Origin of the sequence: Bradyrhizobium betae, from assembly GCF_050632175.1 — a bacterium.
GTDB classification, from domain to species: Bacteria; Pseudomonadota; Alphaproteobacteria; order Rhizobiales; family Xanthobacteraceae; genus Bradyrhizobium; species Bradyrhizobium betae_B.
The window spans coordinates 1,652,209-1,669,029 of the sequence record NZ_CP192576.1; the positions used below are offsets into that span (position 1 = coordinate 1,652,209).

Annotated in this window: 14 protein-coding genes and 3 pseudogenes; 5 read left to right on the forward strand and 12 right to left on the reverse strand. The window is 65.2% G+C overall.

The genetic code is table 11. From position 1 onward, the window contains the following. Positions 1-59 precede the first annotated feature (59 nt). Positions 60-1,568, forward strand: a complete 1,509-nt coding sequence (locus ACQ86E_RS08190) for a helicase HerA domain-containing protein (RefSeq protein WP_431204972.1) — start codon at positions 60-62, stop codon at positions 1,566-1,568. A gap of 5 nt (positions 1,569-1,573) precedes the next feature. Here the strand turns inward: ACQ86E_RS08190 and ACQ86E_RS08195 are convergent, their stop codons facing one another. The 10 genes and pseudogenes from ACQ86E_RS08195 to ACQ86E_RS08240 all read right to left on the reverse strand — a co-directional run. Next, on the reverse strand, positions 1,574-3,886 hold the full coding sequence (locus ACQ86E_RS08195) for a TonB-dependent receptor (protein ID WP_431204973.1): 2,313 nt from the start codon (positions 3,884-3,886) through the stop codon (positions 1,574-1,576). Next, a pseudogene (locus ACQ86E_RS08200) lies at positions 3,867-4,945 on the reverse strand (HoxN/HupN/NixA family nickel/cobalt transporter). The gene ACQ86E_RS08195 and the pseudogene ACQ86E_RS08200 overlap by 20 nt, the downstream one beginning before the upstream one ends. A 177-nt stretch (positions 4,946-5,122) precedes the next feature. Continuing rightward, positions 5,123-5,863 carry an ABC transporter ATP-binding protein gene (locus ACQ86E_RS08205; protein WP_431204974.1) on the reverse strand — a complete coding sequence of 247 codons (741 nt, stop codon included), beginning with the start codon at positions 5,861-5,863 and terminating at the stop codon, positions 5,123-5,125. Then, positions 5,860-6,708, reverse strand: a complete 849-nt coding sequence (locus tag ACQ86E_RS08210; protein WP_431204975.1) for an ABC transporter ATP-binding protein — start codon at positions 6,706-6,708, stop codon at positions 5,860-5,862. Before ACQ86E_RS08210 ends, ACQ86E_RS08205 begins: the two co-directional genes overlap by 4 nt. Further along, on the reverse strand, positions 6,708-8,531 hold the full coding sequence (locus tag ACQ86E_RS08215; RefSeq protein WP_431204976.1) for an ABC transporter permease: 1,824 nt from the start codon (positions 8,529-8,531) through the stop codon (positions 6,708-6,710). The genes ACQ86E_RS08210 and ACQ86E_RS08215 overlap by 1 nt, the downstream gene beginning before the upstream one ends. 61 nt (positions 8,532-8,592) lie before the next feature. Beyond that, entirely contained in the window at positions 8,593-9,750 is a 1,158-nt protein-coding gene (locus ACQ86E_RS08220; RefSeq protein WP_431204977.1) for an ABC transporter substrate-binding protein, read from the reverse strand. A gap of 60 nt (positions 9,751-9,810) precedes the next feature. Further along, on the reverse strand, positions 9,811-10,395 hold the full coding sequence (locus ACQ86E_RS08225) for an alkylhydroperoxidase domain protein (protein WP_431204978.1): 585 nt from the start codon (positions 10,393-10,395) through the stop codon (positions 9,811-9,813). A 13-nt stretch (positions 10,396-10,408) separates the two neighbouring features. Further along, complete coding sequence (locus tag ACQ86E_RS08230; RefSeq protein ID WP_431206429.1) at positions 10,409-11,035, reverse strand: CMD domain protein; 627 nt, start codon at positions 11,033-11,035, stop codon at positions 10,409-10,411. A gap of 37 nt (positions 11,036-11,072) precedes the next feature. Beyond that, positions 11,073-12,110 carry a putative FMN-dependent luciferase-like monooxygenase gene (locus ACQ86E_RS08235; protein WP_431204979.1) on the reverse strand — a complete coding sequence of 346 codons (1,038 nt, stop codon included), beginning with the start codon at positions 12,108-12,110 and terminating at the stop codon, positions 11,073-11,075. A gap of 139 nt (positions 12,111-12,249) precedes the next feature. Beyond that, positions 12,250-12,402: pseudogene (locus ACQ86E_RS08240) on the reverse strand (MetQ/NlpA family ABC transporter substrate-binding protein); the annotation flags it as partial. A 249-nt stretch (positions 12,403-12,651) separates the two neighbouring features. Between ACQ86E_RS08240 and ACQ86E_RS08245 the strand changes: the two are divergent. Continuing rightward, complete coding sequence (locus ACQ86E_RS08245; protein ID WP_431204980.1) at positions 12,652-13,038, forward strand: hypothetical protein; 387 nt, start codon at positions 12,652-12,654, stop codon at positions 13,036-13,038. Between the two features lie 516 nt (positions 13,039-13,554). After that, entirely contained in the window at positions 13,555-15,342 is a 1,788-nt protein-coding gene (locus tag ACQ86E_RS08250) for a peptide ABC transporter substrate-binding protein (RefSeq protein ID WP_431204981.1), read from the forward strand. Positions 15,343-15,601: 259 nt separating this feature from the next. On the opposite strand, the gene ACQ86E_RS08255 is transcribed toward ACQ86E_RS08250, so the two are convergent. Both ACQ86E_RS08255 and ACQ86E_RS08260 read right to left on the reverse strand, forming a co-directional pair. Beyond that, positions 15,602-15,781, reverse strand: a complete 180-nt coding sequence (locus tag ACQ86E_RS08255) for a hypothetical protein (RefSeq protein WP_431206660.1) — start codon at positions 15,779-15,781, stop codon at positions 15,602-15,604. 33 nt (positions 15,782-15,814) lie between these two features. Continuing rightward, positions 15,815-16,021 (reverse strand): hypothetical protein, encoded by a 207-nt coding sequence (locus ACQ86E_RS08260; RefSeq protein WP_151647872.1) that lies wholly within the window; start codon positions 16,019-16,021, stop codon positions 15,815-15,817. A 234-nt stretch (positions 16,022-16,255) separates the two neighbouring features. On the opposite strand from ACQ86E_RS08260, the gene ACQ86E_RS08265 reads away from it, so the two are divergent. After that, positions 16,256-16,441, forward strand: coding sequence for a hypothetical protein (locus ACQ86E_RS08265; RefSeq protein WP_431204982.1), 186 nt, complete (start codon positions 16,256-16,258; stop codon positions 16,439-16,441). A gap of 34 nt (positions 16,442-16,475) precedes the next feature. Then, a pseudogene (locus ACQ86E_RS08270) lies at positions 16,476-16,658 on the forward strand (hypothetical protein); the annotation flags it as partial. Between the last annotated feature and the right edge of the window lie 163 nt (positions 16,659-16,821).

Genomic DNA, 16,821 nt, shown 5'->3' on the forward strand with positions numbered 1-16,821 from the left:
CGCGCCCCGACCGGGTTGATAAGCCCCTGTCCGCGAATGATGGGGCCTTGAGTCGGGACATGACGGTTGCGATCGAGATGGGGCAGACCACGGCGGGCGCCGTGGCGGCCATGGACCTCGAGGAACTGCTGGCGACCCGCCTCCTGGTGCAGGGCAATTCGGGCTCCGGCAAATCGCATCTGCTGCGGCGGCTACTGGAGCAGAGCGCGCCCTGGGTGCAGCAGGCCATCATCGACCCCGAAGGCGATTTCGTCACGCTGGCCGAGCGTTTCGGCCATCTGGTCATCGAGGCCGAGGATCACACCGAGCGCGGCCTTCAGGTCGCCGGCGAGCGCGCGCGGCTGCATCGCGTCTCCACCGTGCTCAATCTCGAAGGTCTCGACGCCGAGAACCAGATGCGGCGCGCGGCGGCCTTCCTCGGCGGCCTGTTCGACGTCGACCGCGACCATTGGTATCCGATGCTGGTGGTGGTGGACGAGGCGCAGCTGTTCGCGCCGGCGGTCGCGGGTGAAGTTTCGGACGAAGCGCGAAAGCTGTCGCTCGGCGCGATGACCAACCTGATGTGCCGCGGCCGCAAGCGCGGGCTCGCCGGCATCATCGCGACACAACGTTTGGCCAAGCTCGCCAAGAATGTCGCGGCGGAAGCCTCCAACTTCCTGATGGGCCGCACCTTCCTCGACATCGACATGGCGCGCGCCGCCGACCTGCTCGGCATGGAGCGGCGGCAGGCGGAAGCGTTTCGCGATCTCGAGCGCGGACAATTCATGGCGCTGGGACCTGCGCTGTCGCGCCGTCCGCTGCGCTTGAATATCGGCCCGACCGACACCCACGCGCGCAACTCGACGCCGCGGCTGATGCCGTTGCCCGAAGCACTCGCGGATATGCGCGCCGTGATCCTGGCCGCGCCGCCGCCCGATGCCAGCCGGCCGCAGCGCCGGCCTGCGCCTGATCTGCTCGAACAGCTCCGCGCCGCGAAGGCAACCGCGCCGGAGATCGAGCCCGCGGTGGACGAAGTGCCTGTGAGTGCCGAGGAGCTCGCCGAGCGACGCGAGCGGGTGGATCGGACGCTCCGTGCGGTGCTCGCCGAGCCCGATGCCGGCTTCCGCGCCGTCGGCGTGCTCTACCAGGAGTTCGTGGTCCGCTGCCGCATCGAGGGTCTCGGCTCCGCGGTGCCCGACCTCACCGAATTCCGCCGCATGCTGACACGCGCACGCGCCGGGCTCGGCGCCGAGCATGCCGAGGACGACGCCTGGCAGGACGTCTCGCTCCGTGCCTCCATCCTGCCCGACGACATGCAGGGCGTGTTCATGATGATCGCGCGCGCGGCGAAGGAAGGCTGGCCCTGCCCCGGCGACGCCGCGATCGCCCGCGCCTACGGCTCGCATTCGCTGCGCCGGGCGCAGCGTTTGCTCGGCTACATGGAGGAGCAGGGGCTGATCGTCTGCCAGCTCGATGGCGCCGGCCGCAGGTTCGTGACGCTGGTGGAACTGGCCTGGGCCACCGCGCCGGGCGATCCCAATGGCGACGATCTGCCGGCGGAGCCGGCTCCGAGCGCGGCCTCCGTCTGATATGCTCAGAACGCTCCGGCTACGGTGAGGCGGAACGTCAGCGGCTCGACCGGGTGCAGCACGTAATCCATCACACCGTTCTGGCAGACCGCCGTCGGTGCGACGCCGCCGGTGCAGAGATTGTACAGCGTGTCGGTCTTGAGCAGCGAACCGTAAGCGTAGGTGATCTGGTTCGCCTGCGTGTTGAAGAGATTGAGCACGTCGAGCTGGACGCGCCAGCCGTTGTCGATGCGATAGCCGAGGCGGCCGTTGAAGATGCTGGTCGCGGACGAGCGGAAGGCATTGTCTTCCGTGAGCGGGCTCGACGCCAGATAGCGCCAGCGCAAGGCCCCGAACCAACCGGTCTTCTCGCCGAGCGTGACGCCGGCCGAGGCCACCATCGCCGGCGCATTCGGAATGTAATTGCCGGGCGCATTGCCGATCTGCGCCTCTGGATAGCCGGCCAGCGAGGCGTAGACCTCCGCCTGCTCGCTGTCGGTGCCGCGAAAGCGCGCATGCGTCATGGCGAGATCGGCGTCGATATCGATCCACGAGCGCAGGCGATAATGGCTGGTCCATTCGAAACCGTAGCGGCGGCTGGCGCGGGTCGCCGAGGTGTCGCCGGCATCACCCGAGAACAGGATCTCGGAATCCTGGTCGAGGATGAACAGGCTGAGCGAGGTATCTAAGCCGGGAACGATCCTGCTGCGGACGCCGACCTCCGCCCCCCGCGTGCGCACCAGCAGCGGCGACGGCGTCAGCCTTGTGGAGGCATCGCCGGGATCTTCCGTCGTGGTCGCGCCGCGCGCGTCGTTGGAATGCATGCCGGTGCCGGCGCCGAGAAAGAATTCGGTCTGGTTGAAGGGGCCGAGCACCATCCGGAATTTCGGGCTGCCGAGCGCGGCGTCGGCACGGCCGGAATTGCCGGCGTCGAACAGCGAGGTGACATCGGCGGCGTAGTAGTCGCCGCGGAAGCCGATCGTGGTCCTGAGCCAGTCGGTCCAGCGTACGGTGTTCTCGGCATAGAGGCCGACGCTGCCCTCGCCGACCTTGTCGCTCCGGACGTTGGAGAGGAAGCCACGCTGGAACGTGTTGGTCAATGCGAGATCGATCGCGTCATAGCGCGACTGCAGGCCGAAGGTGGTCTGCATCGGCAGGCCCGCCAACGAGCCGTTCAGCGTGCGCGAGATGTTGGCGCCAGCCATCAGTCGGTCGTCGTGCTGGTGAAACTGGTCGCCGAGCACGGGATCGCTGAGGTAGTAGGTAAAATTGTTGAAGAGATCGAGCTGGCTCTTCACGACATAAGCGTTGGCCTTCCACGAGCCGAGATCGTCGCTCTGCGCGACGCGGGCCGAGAGCGCGAAGCGGTTGGTGTTGCCGCCATCGCTCGGATCTTCCGAGCCGAAGCGGTCGAGCAGGCCGCTGGTGATCGCGCGCTGCGGCACCTGGTCCGTCGAATTCCATTTATTGACATAGGCCATCCCGGTGATGGAGACTCCATCGGTCGCAGTGCCCTGGCTGTAGCGCACGAGGCCGTTGAGCTTTCGAACGTTGTCCGGATTGTCCCAGGGACCGTTATAGGTGCCGAGTTCGCCGGCGACGAGCAGCAAGCCATCGCCGACTGTCGCGGAGTCCATGCCGAGCAGGCGGCGATAGCCGAAGCTGCCGGCGGTCACCTGCGCGAGACCCTTTTCGGTTCGGTCGATCAGGCCGATACGCACGCTGCCGACGGAGGCGAAGTCTCCCTCGTCGGCGAAATACGGCCCCTTGCGCACGTCGATTGCGGCGACGGTTTCCGGAATCAGCCAGTTCAGATCAGCATAGCCCTGGCCGTGCGCGTGGGTCCGCATGTTCACGGGGACGTCGTCGACGGTGATCGCAAGATCGGTGCCGTGATCGAGATTATAGCCGCGCAGAAAATACTGGTTGGCTTTGCCCTCGCCGGAATGCTGGGTCACGATCAGCCCCGGCACGGCTTCGAGCGCCTCGCCCGGCCGGGTGAAGGGACGCGCATTGACCGCGTCGCCGGAGACGGTGAGCTCGCTCGCCATTCCGGGCGCGCCTTTCGCGCCGGAAGCGACACCGGCGACATCCGCTGGCGGCGTTGGCGCCGGCCGTGCGACGCTGCTGCCGTCCGCCGCCGGTTTGCCGGCGCGTCGCGGCACAGGCGGCTTCTTGTGACGCGGCGTCTCGCCGCGGGTGACCTGGATCGCGGGCAGCTCGCGCGAGGCACCGTTGCTCTGCGCCAAGGCCCTGTCGCAATCCGCGAGAAGGACGAAGGCCGGGAGTGCCGTCAGCGCGCCGCAGCGACGACCGAGATCAGGCCGCCTCGGTCGCATCGGTGCATTCCAGGACCCTTGGCGCGGCGCGGTGCCGATCGCCTGCAAACACACGGCGATAGAGCATGACCGAGACGAGCCAGGCGACAACGAACAGCGCAATCACGGCAAAGCCGACATTCGCAAGCGACCCGTTCAGGTGATCGACCAGCGTCCACACGCCGCCGGACAGGCCGAGGCGATCCGCGATCAGACCAAGCGCCTCGATCCCGCCGATCAACAGCGCCACCGCGACGGAGGCGCCGGTGATCGTGAGGTTGTACCAGAGCTTTCGCAAGGGATCGACAAAGGCCCAGCGATAGGCGCTGACCATCAGCGCGGAGTCGGCAGAGTCGACCAGCGCCATGCCGGCGGCGAACAGCGCGGGAAAGACCAGGATATCGGCGAACGAAGCGCCGCGCGCGGCCTCACCGGCGGAGATGCTGAGCAGGCCGATCTCGGTCGCGGTATCGAAGCCGAGCCCGAACAGGAATCCCAGCGGATACATGTGCTGCGGCTTTGTCACCAGGCGAAACATCGGGCCGAGCAGCCGTGCGAGGAAACCGCGGCTGGCAAGCAGCGCCTCGAGGCCTTCGGCGTCGTGAACGCCCTGCTCGCGCGCGATACGAAACGTCCGCCACAGGCTCACGAAGATGGCGAGATTGATGGCCGCGATCACCAGCAGGAACAGCGCCGACACCGAGGTACCGATGAAGCCGCCGATTTCCCGCAGCAGGCTGTCGCCGCCGAGGCTCACCACGCCCAGCGCAAGCAGCATGGTCGCGATCACGACCACGGTGGAATGTCCGAGCGCGAAAAAAGACCGACGCTGCGCGGCGCGCCGCCCGTTTGCATCAGCTTGCGCACGACATTGTCGATGGCGGCGATGTGGTCGGCATCGACGGCGTGGCGCAGGCCGAACACCCAGGCGAGCAGCGCGGTCGCCATCACCGTCGGCCGGTCACCGAAAGTAGCGAAGGCCCACATCCACGCTGCGATATTGGCGGCGATGAGCCCGCCGAACAGCAGCACCACACCGGGCTCGACCGCCCGCAAGGACAATTTCGACACAGCAATCATTCCGTCCGCGCGCGCCATCGCGCCAGCAGTATGATAATTTCATAGAATGATCATACTGACCAGCCCCGGCTGCGTCCTGATGACCGCATATGCGAATTTGCAGGAGCGCCCGGAGTTAAGACGTGGATGGCCGGGACAAGCCCGGCCATGACGAGGCGGAGAGGTCAGCGCATTGCATCAGGCCGCCTCGGAGCCGCCGAGATAGGCATCGCGGATGCGGGGATCGTCCTTCAACGCTCGGGCAGACCCGGAGAGCACGATCTTGCCGGTCTGGAGCACATAGGCCTCGTGCGCGATCTCGAGTGCGAGGCTGGCGTTCTGCTCGACCATGAAGACCGAGACGCCTTCCTGGTTGATGGTGCGGATCAGCTCCAGCACGCGATCGACGTAGAGCGGCGACAGGCCCATCGTCGGCTCGTCCATCACGATCATCCGGGGACGGCTCATCAGCGCGCGCGCCATTGCGACCATCTGCTGCTCGCCGCCGGAGAGCGAGCCGGCGCGCTGCGACAGCCGCTGGCCGAGCTTGGGAAACAGCCCCAGCATCTTCTCGAGATCCTGCGCGATCGCCTCGTGGTCGTTGCGCACGAAGGCGCCCATCAGGATGTTTTCACGCACGCTCATGTCGGCGAAGAGGCGCCGCGCCTCGGGCACCGAGGCGATGCCACGACGGACGATCTGCGGCGTGGTCAGCCCCAGCAGCGAGGCGCCATCGAACGTCACGTCACCTGATCGCGGCTTCACGAGGCCGAGGATGATCTTCATCGTCGTGGACTTGCCGCTGGCATTGCCGCCGAGCAGGCAGACGATGTGGCCGCGGCCGACCGTGATCGACAGGTCGAAATGCACCTGCGCCTGGCCGTAGAAGGTATTGACGCTGGACAGCGCCAGCAGCGGCTCGGCTGCGCTCGTCGTCATGCCGCGCTCTCCTGCTCAGCCTTCCCCGACAAGCCGTGGCCGAGATAGGCCTCGATCACCTTGGGATCGCCACGCACCACTTCGCCCGGGCCCTCCGCGATCTTCTTGCCCTCGTCCATGACGATCACGCGGTCGGAGAGCCGCATCACCATCTCCAGCTTGTGCTCGATCAGGAGGATGGTCAGCCCTTCCGCCTTCAGCTCGGCGACGAGGCCCTGCATCTCCGTTGTCTCCGTCGGGTTCATGCCGGCTGTCGGCTCGTCCAGCAGCAGCAGGCGCGGGTTCAGGGCCAGCGCGCGCGCGATCTCGACGCGGCGGCGGTTGGCGTAGGAGAGGCTGTAGGCCGGCTGGTCGATCCGCGGCAGCAGCCGCTCGCCGAAGCGCGCGAGGATGACCTTCACCTCCTCGCGCAGTCGCTCCTCCTCGTTTCTTACACTGGCGGGACGCAGCAGCGCCAATCCCAACTCCAGCAGCGGGCCGATCACCGGCACCGCCGGCTTGACCGCGCGCAGCCGCGTATGCGCGCCGATCAGGACGTTGTCCATGACGCTGAGATTGCCGAAAACGCGGCCGAGCTGGAAGGTGCGCGCGATCCCTCCGGCCGCAAGCCGTTCCGGCGACAGACCCGTGATGTCCTGGCCTTCGAAGCGGACCTCGCCGGCGTCAGGCCGATCGAGCCCGGTGACGAGATTGAACAGCGTGGTCTTGCCGGCGCCGTTCGGGCCGATGATGCTGACGAGCTGGCCCTTCGCGAGATCGAGATCAATCGCATTGACGGCGGTGAGGCCGCCGAAGCGGCGCGTCAGCCCGCGCAGGGACAGCATGGTCGTGTGCTGCTCCGCCATCACATCGTCCCCAACAGGCCCTGCGGCCTGAACCGCACCAGCAGCAGGAGCACGATTCCGTAGATCAGGATGCGATACTCCGCCGCGATCCGGAACACTTCGGGCAGGCCGACCAGCGCCACCGATCCAACGATGGCACCGACGACGTTGCCGAGACCGCCGAGGATCACGACCGTCAGCGCCAGGATGGATTGCTGCGTGTTGAAGGTCTCGTGGTTGATGTAGGAATAGAGATGCGCGGCGATGCCGCCGCTGACGCCGGCGGCGAACCCGCCGAAGATGAAGGCGAGCGATTTGTAGCGGTTCAGGCTGAGGCCATAGGCGCGCGCGGCGATGTCGTCGTCGCGAATGGCGCGAAAGCTGCGGCCGAGATGCGAGCCGAGCAGCCGGCCCTGGATCAGCGCCAGCACGACCATCACGACGAAGCTGAACCAGTAGATCGACGTCGGGCTGACCAGCTCATGGCCGAACAGCGACAGCGGCGGGATGCCGGAGATGCCGATCGGGCCGCGCGTGACGCTCTCCCAGTTCAGGATCACCAGCGACACGATTTCGCCGATGGCGAGCGTCGCGATCGACACGTAGTGCCCGCGCAGGCGGAACGACGGCGAAATCAACAGCGTGCCGAGCGCGGCGCTCATCAGGCCGCCGCCGATGATGGCGAGGCCGACCGGGACGGCAAAGGTCAGCGACAGCAGCGCGGAGGTATAGGCGCCGATCGCAAGCAGCGCGGCATGTCCGAGCGAGACCTGGCCGATCGTGCCCGCCACCAGCGTCAGGCTGAGCGCGAGCATACCGAGCAGCCACGCATTGATCAGGGTCTGGAGGACGTAGAAGGACACCGGAAGCAACGGCACGATCGCAAACACGGCGGTCGCAACCAGCAGCGCCCAGCGCGGAATCCGCACGGGACGGCTCGGCGCAATGAAGGTGCCGGTCAGCGGCTCGGGTGGCGCCTGACGCGCGCTGGCGAACAGGCCGTTCGGGCGGAGCACGAGCACGACGACCAGCAGCAGGAATGCGAACAGATTGCGGTAGCTGGTGCCGAACACGGCGACGCCGTAGCTCTCCACCAGCCCCAGCAGCAGGCTGCCGATGACCGCACCGGGCACGTTGCCCGCACCGCCGACCACTTCGGCGACGACGCCCTTGAGAGTCGCCTGAAGGCTCATCGCGGTGTCGATCTGGTTGTAGTACATGCCAACCAGCAGGCCGGAGACGCCGCCGAGCGCGGCGGCAATGCCGAACACGGCCTGATTGACGCGATTGACGTCGACGCCCATCTGCATCGCGGCGTCGCGGTCCTGCGCCGTGGCGCGGATGGCCCAGCCGAGCTTGCTGTAGCGCAGGAACACGAACAGCAGGAGCGCGCTGGTGATACCGACACCGGCGATCAGGAGATCGAGCGGACCGATCGTGCCGCCTCCGACCTGGAAGCGCACATCGGGCAACTGGCTCGGCAGCGCGCGGGGATTGGGCGAGAAGGTCAGCATCACGAGCTGATCGAGCACGAAGCTGATGCCGATGGTCGCGAGCAGCGGCGCGATGCGCACCGAGTTCTGCAGCGGACGCAAACCGAACCGCTCGATGATCAGCCCGACGATCGCAGCGGCGACCGCAACCAGGATGATGGTCAGCGGCAGCGGCGTATGCAGCTGCACCACCGCGACCCAGCCGATATAGGCGCCGACGAGATAGATCGACCCTTGCGCAAAGTTGATCAGCCGGCTGACGCCGAAGATCAGCGCAAGCCCGACCGCAACCAGGGCGTAGACGTTACCGACGATCAGCCCATTGATGGTGTAGTCGAGCCAGGAAGACACGCTGATATCACCGCGTAGAGAGGAATGCGGCCGGGACCCCCGCCCCGGCCGTCAGGTCATGTCAGGTCGGCTTGCCGTCCCATAGCGCGAAGTGTCCCTTGCGGACGACGAGCTCGGCGTTCATGGCGCCCTTGACGCGGCGGCTCTCGACGTCGAACGTCGCCGTCCCGAAGATGACGCTCGACACATCCTTCACTTTCGTGAAGGCGTCGCGAATAGCCCGCCGATCGGTGCCGCCGATCTTCACCACGGCCGCTGCCATGTTCATGGCGTCGTAGGCATAGGCGTTGAAGGCGTCGGGCTCCTGCCCATTGTATTTCTTCTTGAAGCCCGCAATGAATTTCTGCACCTCGGGCCGCGGGTCTTCCGGGAAATAGCGCGTGCCGACATGAACGTCCTCGACCGCGTCGCCGCCGAGCTCCAGGAATTTCGGCGAATAGACCGAACTGGCGGCACAGATCACCTGCTTCAAGCCGACCTGGCGGGCCTGACGTGCGATCAGCGCGCCGTCGGAATAATAGGAGATCAGGATCAATCCATCCGGACTGGAGTCGCGGACGCGCACCAGCGTGGAACGGAAATCACGCTCCTCCGCGATGTAGCCTTCGGTAACCGCGATCTCGGCGCCGTACTCCTTCGCCGCCTTGACGAAATAGTCGCGGCTGGTGCGGCCCCAATCGGTGTTGAGGTGCAGCACCGCGAGCTTCTTGAGGCCGAGGCGCTTCACGGCATAGGCCGCCAGCAGCGGCTGCTCGTCGGCCTGGCTCACGGAGGTGCTCCACATGAAGTCGCCGCCCTTGGTGAAATCAGGGTGCGAATTGGTGAAGCCGAACTGCACCAGCCCCGCCCGCTGATAGATCGGGGATGCCGCCATCGACGCCGGGCTGGAGAAATCGCCAAGCTCCATGACGATACGGGGATCAGAGACGAATTTCTGCGCGATCGCCACCGACTGGCGCGGGTCGCTCTGGCTGTCCTCGAAATTGTAGGCGAGCTTGCGGCCGTTGATGCCGCCGGCGGCGAGGATCTCGTCAAGCGCGAGATCGAAGCCCTGCTTCCATTGCGTGCCGTATTGCGCGTTCGGCCCGGTCAAGGGACCGCTGACGCCGAGCAGGATCGGCTCGGAGGTATCAGCGATGGCGCCGCGCGAGAAGGCTGCTCCCGCCATCATGGCGGCAAGCGAGCCCTTGACCAGGGTACGACGATCGATGTTGCTCATGCTAGGCTCCATCCATTCCATGTTGAAACAAGCAGCAATTTCCATGCCGCCGGGGTCTGCCTATTTCGAGGGCTCGCCGAGCGACAGCATCAGCCGGTTCGCCCAGTTGAAGAACGACGCGCCGTTGATGACGTCGACGATCTCGGCATCGTCGAGGCCGGCGCGGCGCAGCTCCTCGATATTGTCCGGCCCGAACGCGATCGGCGTTGCGGCCAGCGCCACCGACGCTTTGACCACAGCGTTCCAGCGCTCGCCGAGATCGACGCCGACGCCTTCGTCGAGCAGGCGCTGCACGTCGTCGCGGCGCTTGGAGTAGGTGCTGGCGAAGCGCGCATGCACGGAGGCGCAATAGATGCAGCCGTTGTAGCGCGAGGTCGCGGCGGCCGCGAGCTCACGCTCGGCGCGCGGCAAGCCGTCGGCGACGTTGTAGAAGATGTCCTTGTCGGTCTTGGTGCGGGCTTCCAGCACCTCGGGATCACGAACCAGCAGGCGGAAATACTCCGACTTGGCACGGGAGCGGTCGACAAGACCGGCGAAATGCCGCTCAGTCAACTCGGCCTCCGGCAGCGGGTCGATCCACGACACCCAGCCAAGCTCGTCCTGGGTGAAGACGACGGGCGGATTGACGGTGTTTGCAGCGCTCATGATTGCGGTCTCCTTACGCGCCGGCCGCAGCATTCGCGGTGCGCCCAAGCGAGGCACCGAGCACGCGCAGCCCCGTGACGACACGTACCTGGAACGACAGGAACGCAACGAGTTGAGAGAACGTGACGATGCCGGTCTCCGACCAACCGGCGGCCAGCAGCGCCTTCATGTCGGCGGCCGCCGCATCGCGCGGGCGGAACACCAGGAGGTGCGCATGTTCCAGCGCCGCGGCGAGTCGCGCGCCAAGCACCGGCTTACGATCCGCGCTTACACGGTAGATCAAGCCGGTCTTGTCCTCGGCCGACAGCGGGCCGGCCGGATACGCGCCATACGGGCCCGATGTCTTGCCACGCGCAATCTCGGCCTTGATCGCCTCGAGCAGCGCCGCTCCGTCCGCCGTCGCCGCGAGCTTCTCGCGATAGAAGGCCGCGACGGGAGACTCGCCATGGAGGCCGATCACGAAGGCTGCGACGGCGGCACGCTCGCCAAGCGAACAATCGCCGGCGTCGATCGGCTCGAACAGGGAGAGATAACTCTTCTGCGCGTTGTCGCGCGCCTGCACGCGCTTGGCGCGGATGGCGTCCAGTGCCGAGCCCGGCTCGATCCCGGCCAGCGTATCGATGATATCTTTCGTACTCATCATTGAGCCTCGTGTCACGCGATCACATTCATTTCGACTAGCCCGCCAAGGCGACATCAGCGGTCGCCGTCCGGCTCCAACCCAGCGCCGGCGCAACCTTCTCCGCGACCAGCTCGATCGAGCGCAGCACGTAGGGGTGCGGCGCATCGACCGAATGCACCTGGAAGACCAGATCGGTGATGCGCTCCAGCGTCGCGTCGGCCCGAAGCGAGGCGATGACCTCGTCGGCTGCGCCGACATGGGTGTCGAACGCGGCGATCATCTCCTCCAGCGTCTCACCCGGGGGAAGATGACCTCCCTTCATGAACTGGGGCAGCGCGCGCCGCAGACCGATATCTGCAAGCCGCATCGCCTCGGCATGGTCGTCGGCAACGAAAACGCTGCGCGAGGCCATGATGCGCGGCTCGCATCCCGGCGGCAGCGCCGCGAGATAGGCGTCGATCACCGGGTTCTGGATTTCGGCCAGCGTGGCCTTTGGCGCCTCTTTCGTGCGAGGCTGGGTGCGAGACAGCAGCAGGCCGTCGCCCGCCTTGCCGGCACGCGCACCACCAGCGACCGAGAATGTCGCCTGCCAGATACGCTTGTCCAATTGGGGCCGCTGCGGATAGAGCGTATCGCCTCCGGCGAGCGGCTTGCCGACAAGCGCGGCGCGGACGACCTCCAGATTGCGCGCAAATATGTCGTTGCGCTGCGCATTGTCGAGCCCGAAGGCGGCGAAGGCCGCCGGATTGCCGCCGCTGCCGACACCGAATTCGAACCGGCCGCCGCAGAGCAAATCAAGCACCGCAGCGTCCTCCGCCACCCGCACCGCGTTCTCCATCGGCAGCGTGACGATTCCGGTGCCGAGGCGGATGCGCGAGGTCAGCGCCGCGGCGTACCCCAACAAGGTGAAGGGGGATGGCAGGCCGCCCTCGCGCTCGTGGAAATGATGCTGGGCGATCCACGCAGAATCGAGCCCCGCCTTCTCGGCGTGCACGATCTGCTCGATCGCAAACCGATATCGCTCGGCGGGCGGCGCCTCGTCGAGCAGCCGCGTGAAGAACCCCAGTCGTTTCAGATTTACGAAGCGTTTCATGCGACCCCTGTCGGGCGAGGATTGCCAGGCTCCCGATGATGTCGGTTACCGCCGCTCCACACAAGCGGGCTTTGCGCAGGGCTAGTACGCAGGCTGCTCGTTCGGTTCGCCTGTGCTGGTCCCTGGTTGGGCAGACTGCCTACCAGCTCGGCAGCACCGCGCCCTTGAACTTGGTCAGGACGAACTCCTCGACCTCCAGCGTGTGATAGCTGTCGACGAGGATCCTGACCCGGGGCTTGTCCTTGTCGGCCGTGCGAATGGCGATCAGGTTGACGTATTCGGGGCCTCGCGCAGGATCGGCAATGATTGGAATCATATTCGCTTCTCCGCAGGGTGAAATCAATGAAATGGAAATTCATATTGGCCGCTCGAGGCGAGCGACACTTTCCCCATTCGGCGCCAAACATGAAACGAATTCGCGGCCGCCAAGGCGCACTCCAAATCCGTGCTCCAAAGGCGCGTCCCGCAAGCGTGAGGCGCATCACGGCAAGACGGCTTCCGGCGCACGAGACTGGCGGCAGGTCCAGCACGGAGTTCAGCCATGATCGCCCTCGCAGCCTCCAGGCTCGCAAACCGCAACCGCCTCGAATGCCTTGCGCTCTACGCGCTGCTCCAGGGCGCTCCCTTCTATTCCGGCGTCGCGCTGATGATGATGCTGATCAACGGGTCGGAATTCGCCGACCAGCGCTATGGCGCAGCCATTTTCATTGCGATGACATCGACCCTCCATGCCCTGGTGAATCCGTGGCTCGGGCCAAGGTTTCCGCACTTCTTCAGGCACAGCCATGAGCCGCTGTTCGCCGATCCGGCGCTGTCCTTCGCCGAGAAGGTTTCGCGCTGGCTGGCGCAGCCGAAGACGGCGCTGCAATTGCTGACCAACTTGCTGCTGCTGTCGATGCTGGCGGTCGGCGTTGCCAGCATCCGGTGATGCAGTCGATCTTGCGCGGCTCATCTATGGCAATTTCCCGACCGCTGCAATGAAACTCCGGCCGGAGCAACATCGCGAAACTTGAAGCCCTTGCGGGTGGCGGGTTAGCGTCCTGTCGCGGCCTTAGAACTTCCCCAAGTTCACCGAGTTCGCACTGGATCGCCGTTCGAACGTTTCGGACGGCGATCCAGCACCGGCTTCGCTGCACAACGCTGGTTCCGTCATCCTGAGGCGCGCGTGGTGTAATGCAGATGCATTGCGATGCGAGCCTCGAAGGATGAACGGCCGGGATGCAGCCGGGCCGTCGCCCTTCGAGGCTTGCTGTGGCTGCACCGCAGCGCGCACCTCGAAGTGACGGGGATGGAGCTGCACGCCCCTGCGGCGTTTCACCGCAAGAACTCCCTTCAAACTCGGCAATCCTGTCTTTGACTCGACACGGCCCGACGTCCTTGGATGAGTGTGCACGGTACTTGCATGCTGGTGACGACTTTTCTTCGAGAAGGTGGAGGTCATCCGATGGACGAGAACGACATTCGCGGCCTGGTCGCGGGAGTGAAGCAGGGGACGCTGTCGCGACGCTCGTTCATCCGGACACTGGCTGCGGTGGGGATCACGGCGCCGATCGCGAGCCAGATCCTGCTCTGGAACGACGTCGCGATGGCAGACGCCACGCTGGAGTACAAGCCGACCAAGGCCGGCGGCGGCGGCCCGCTCAAGATCCTGGTCTGGCAGGCGCCGACGCTGCTCAATCCGCATTTCGCTGCCGGCACCAAGGACCAGATCGCCTCGCGCATTTTCTTCGAGCCGCTCGCCGGCTGGGACAAGGAAGGCAACCTCTTCCCCTGCCTCGCCGCCGAGGTTCCGACCAAGGCGAATGGCGGCCTTGCGGCTGATGGCACCAGCGTGACGTGGAAACTGAAGCAAGGCGTGAGATGGCATGACGGCAAGCCGTTCACCGCCGACGACGTCGTCTTCACCTGGACCTACGCCTCGGACCTTGCGACGGCCGCCTACACCACCGGGTCCTACAAGGACATTAAGGTCGAGAAGATCGACGACCACACCGTGAAAGTGATCTTCAAGGACCCGACTCCGTTCTGGGCCGACCCATTCGTCGGCTCGGTCGGCCCGATCCTGCCGAAACATCATTTCGCCGACTATGCCGGCGCCCGGTCGCGCGATGCGCCGGGCAATCTGAAGCCGGTCGGCACCGGTCCCTACAGATTCGTCGAGTTCAAGCCCGGCGACATGATCAAGGCCGAACGCAATCCCGATTATCACGTCATGAACCAGCCGCATTTCGACACGCTCGAGGTCAAGGGCGGCGGCGACGCGGTCTCCGCGGCGCGCGCGGTGTTGCAGACCGGCGAATACGACTTCGCCTGGAACCTGCTGGTGGAGGACGAGGTCCTCAAGCGCATGGAGACCAGCGGCAAGGGCAGGATCGACGTTCAGCCCTCCGGCAATGTCGAGTTCATGATCCTCAACACCACGGACCCCTGGACCGAGGTCGACGGCGAGCGCTCCAGCGCAAAGACGAAGCACCCCTCGCTGTCCGATCCGGCCGTCCGCAAGGCGATCAACTTGCTGATCGACCGCGAGTCGATCCAGAAATACATCTACGGCCGCGGCGGCACCGCCACGGCGAGCTTCGTCAACGAGCCCAAACGGTTCAAATCGACCAAGCTCACCTACGAGTTCAATATCGACAAAGCCAACAAGATTCTGGACGAGGCCGGCTGGAAGATGGGCGCGGACGGCGTCCGCGAGAAGGACGGCAAGAAGCTCAAATACGTGTTCCAGACCTCGACCAACGCGCCGCGCCAGAAGACGCAGGCGATCATCAAGCAGGCCTGCCAGAAGGCCGGCATCGAGCTCGAGCTCAAGTCGGTCACCGCGTCGGTGTTCTTCTCCTCGGACGTCGGCAACCCCGACACCTACACGAAATTCTACTGCGACATGGAGATGTACGCCACGACGCAGCCGCAGCCCGACCCCGAGCGTTTCCTGAACCAGTGCGTCTCCTGGGAGATCGCGACCAAGGACAACAAATGGCTCGGCCGCAACGTCTCGCGCTGGTCCGATCCCGAGGCCGACAAGGCCTACAAGGCCGCGCAGAAGGAGCTCGATCCGGCCAGGCGCGCCGCACTGCTGATCAAGGTCAACGAGATCTTCTGCGAGGCCAACATCCTCGTGCCGCTGCTCTCGCGCACCAATGTCGGCGGCTGCCTCAACAACCTCATGGCCGACCTCTCGGGCTGGGACGTGACGACGTGGAATCTGGGGAGCTGGTACCGGAGCTGAGGGCACGCGCACTCTTCTCGTCGTCATGGCGAACGCAACACTCGTCCCCGCCCTGCCCGCACCTCTCATGCCGACGCTGCCGCGTCCACCGCGAGCCCAGCTCGCAGATCGTGATGACGTATGTCGCCCCTCGAGGATGTGCCGGGACGGGCGAGACGTACGACAAAGCCCGAATTTCGGTAAAGTGGAAATCTTTATGAAGGGAAGTTGACGCGGTGGCGAAACAGGGCGGGAATTGTCCGTCTCCGCAATTCGCGGATCATCCGAGCAGCCATCGTCCTTTGTGGATATCGAACTTCACCGAGCCTTCGTCTCGCATCTTCAACAAAAGAGACTGGCAAGCTTCCTCGTTCGAGACATTGGCGCGCTTCATGATCTCGTAGACCTTGAGCGGCTTCTCTCGAAGCGCAATCAGAATATTTTCCCGATCATTCAGCACGACGAAACTCCTTATGCCAGCAAGCGCGCGAGATCACTGAAAGTACGACAGCTGCTCTTCCGTCACGACTCGCTCGACGTTCCCCGACTTGCTCTTGATGCGATAGCGAAGACGTCCATCGGCCTCGATCGGCATACATTGAACGATGGTGTAAATCGTGGCCGGATCAATTGCCGCACGTCCTTGTGGACCTTGGGGCTGGTGGCGGACGTCTTCATTCAGCTTGTAGGCATATGACATGGGCTTACCTCTCAAGTCATCTCCTGCTGCTCTAGCGTAGAGCATGCCCTGACGCAACGTAACCATTGCCCGTCCGGCGCGGGCAGCGTTCGTCGCAGCGTCGCCGGGGCGTCGGAACCCTCGGGCTGGACCCCCATTACTTTTGAGATCGCCGCCCGGGCGACGAACGGCTAATATGGTTCCCGGGAATCATTGGATGCTTCGGGAACAACCCGCAGGTGCAGGGATCGAGCAATGGCTAAACAGAAGCGCTCCGCCGAGCAACAGGTCGCGGATGAAGCCGAGCGAAAGGCACAAAATCCAAACGGCGCGCGGCAAACGATAGCCGACCACCAGGCCGATCCGGAGTTTCAGGAAAACCATAAGCGCCTCAGGGCGGAGCGCCTGGCGCGGGACGCCGGGCCGACAAGCAAGAACTGACCCGATTTTCGCGAAGCGTTTGGATCGAGAACAGATGACAAAAACAAGTGGTGAATACCAGCCGCCGAAACCGATCAGCAAGGCGGAGCGCGAAGCACGCAAGGCCTTCCGCGAAGTCGATGCGGTGAAGGCGATGTCCGAGCACGCGCTCGCCGAGAAGGCTTTCGCCCAAAATCGAGAGCGGTTGAAGGCAGAGCGCCTGGCGCGGGAAGCCGCAGCGGGCCCGGCGCCAAAAAGCCATCCAGGGCGAAGAGCAAGAGCAAGTAGCCGGCCCGCCTCGTCACCACGACGCAGAGCTTATTCGCGGCAACATTCAAGTGCGCAATCCCGCACTGTCCGGACGCCCGCGACGGCCCGTTTGATCGTCCGATTCCGAAGCG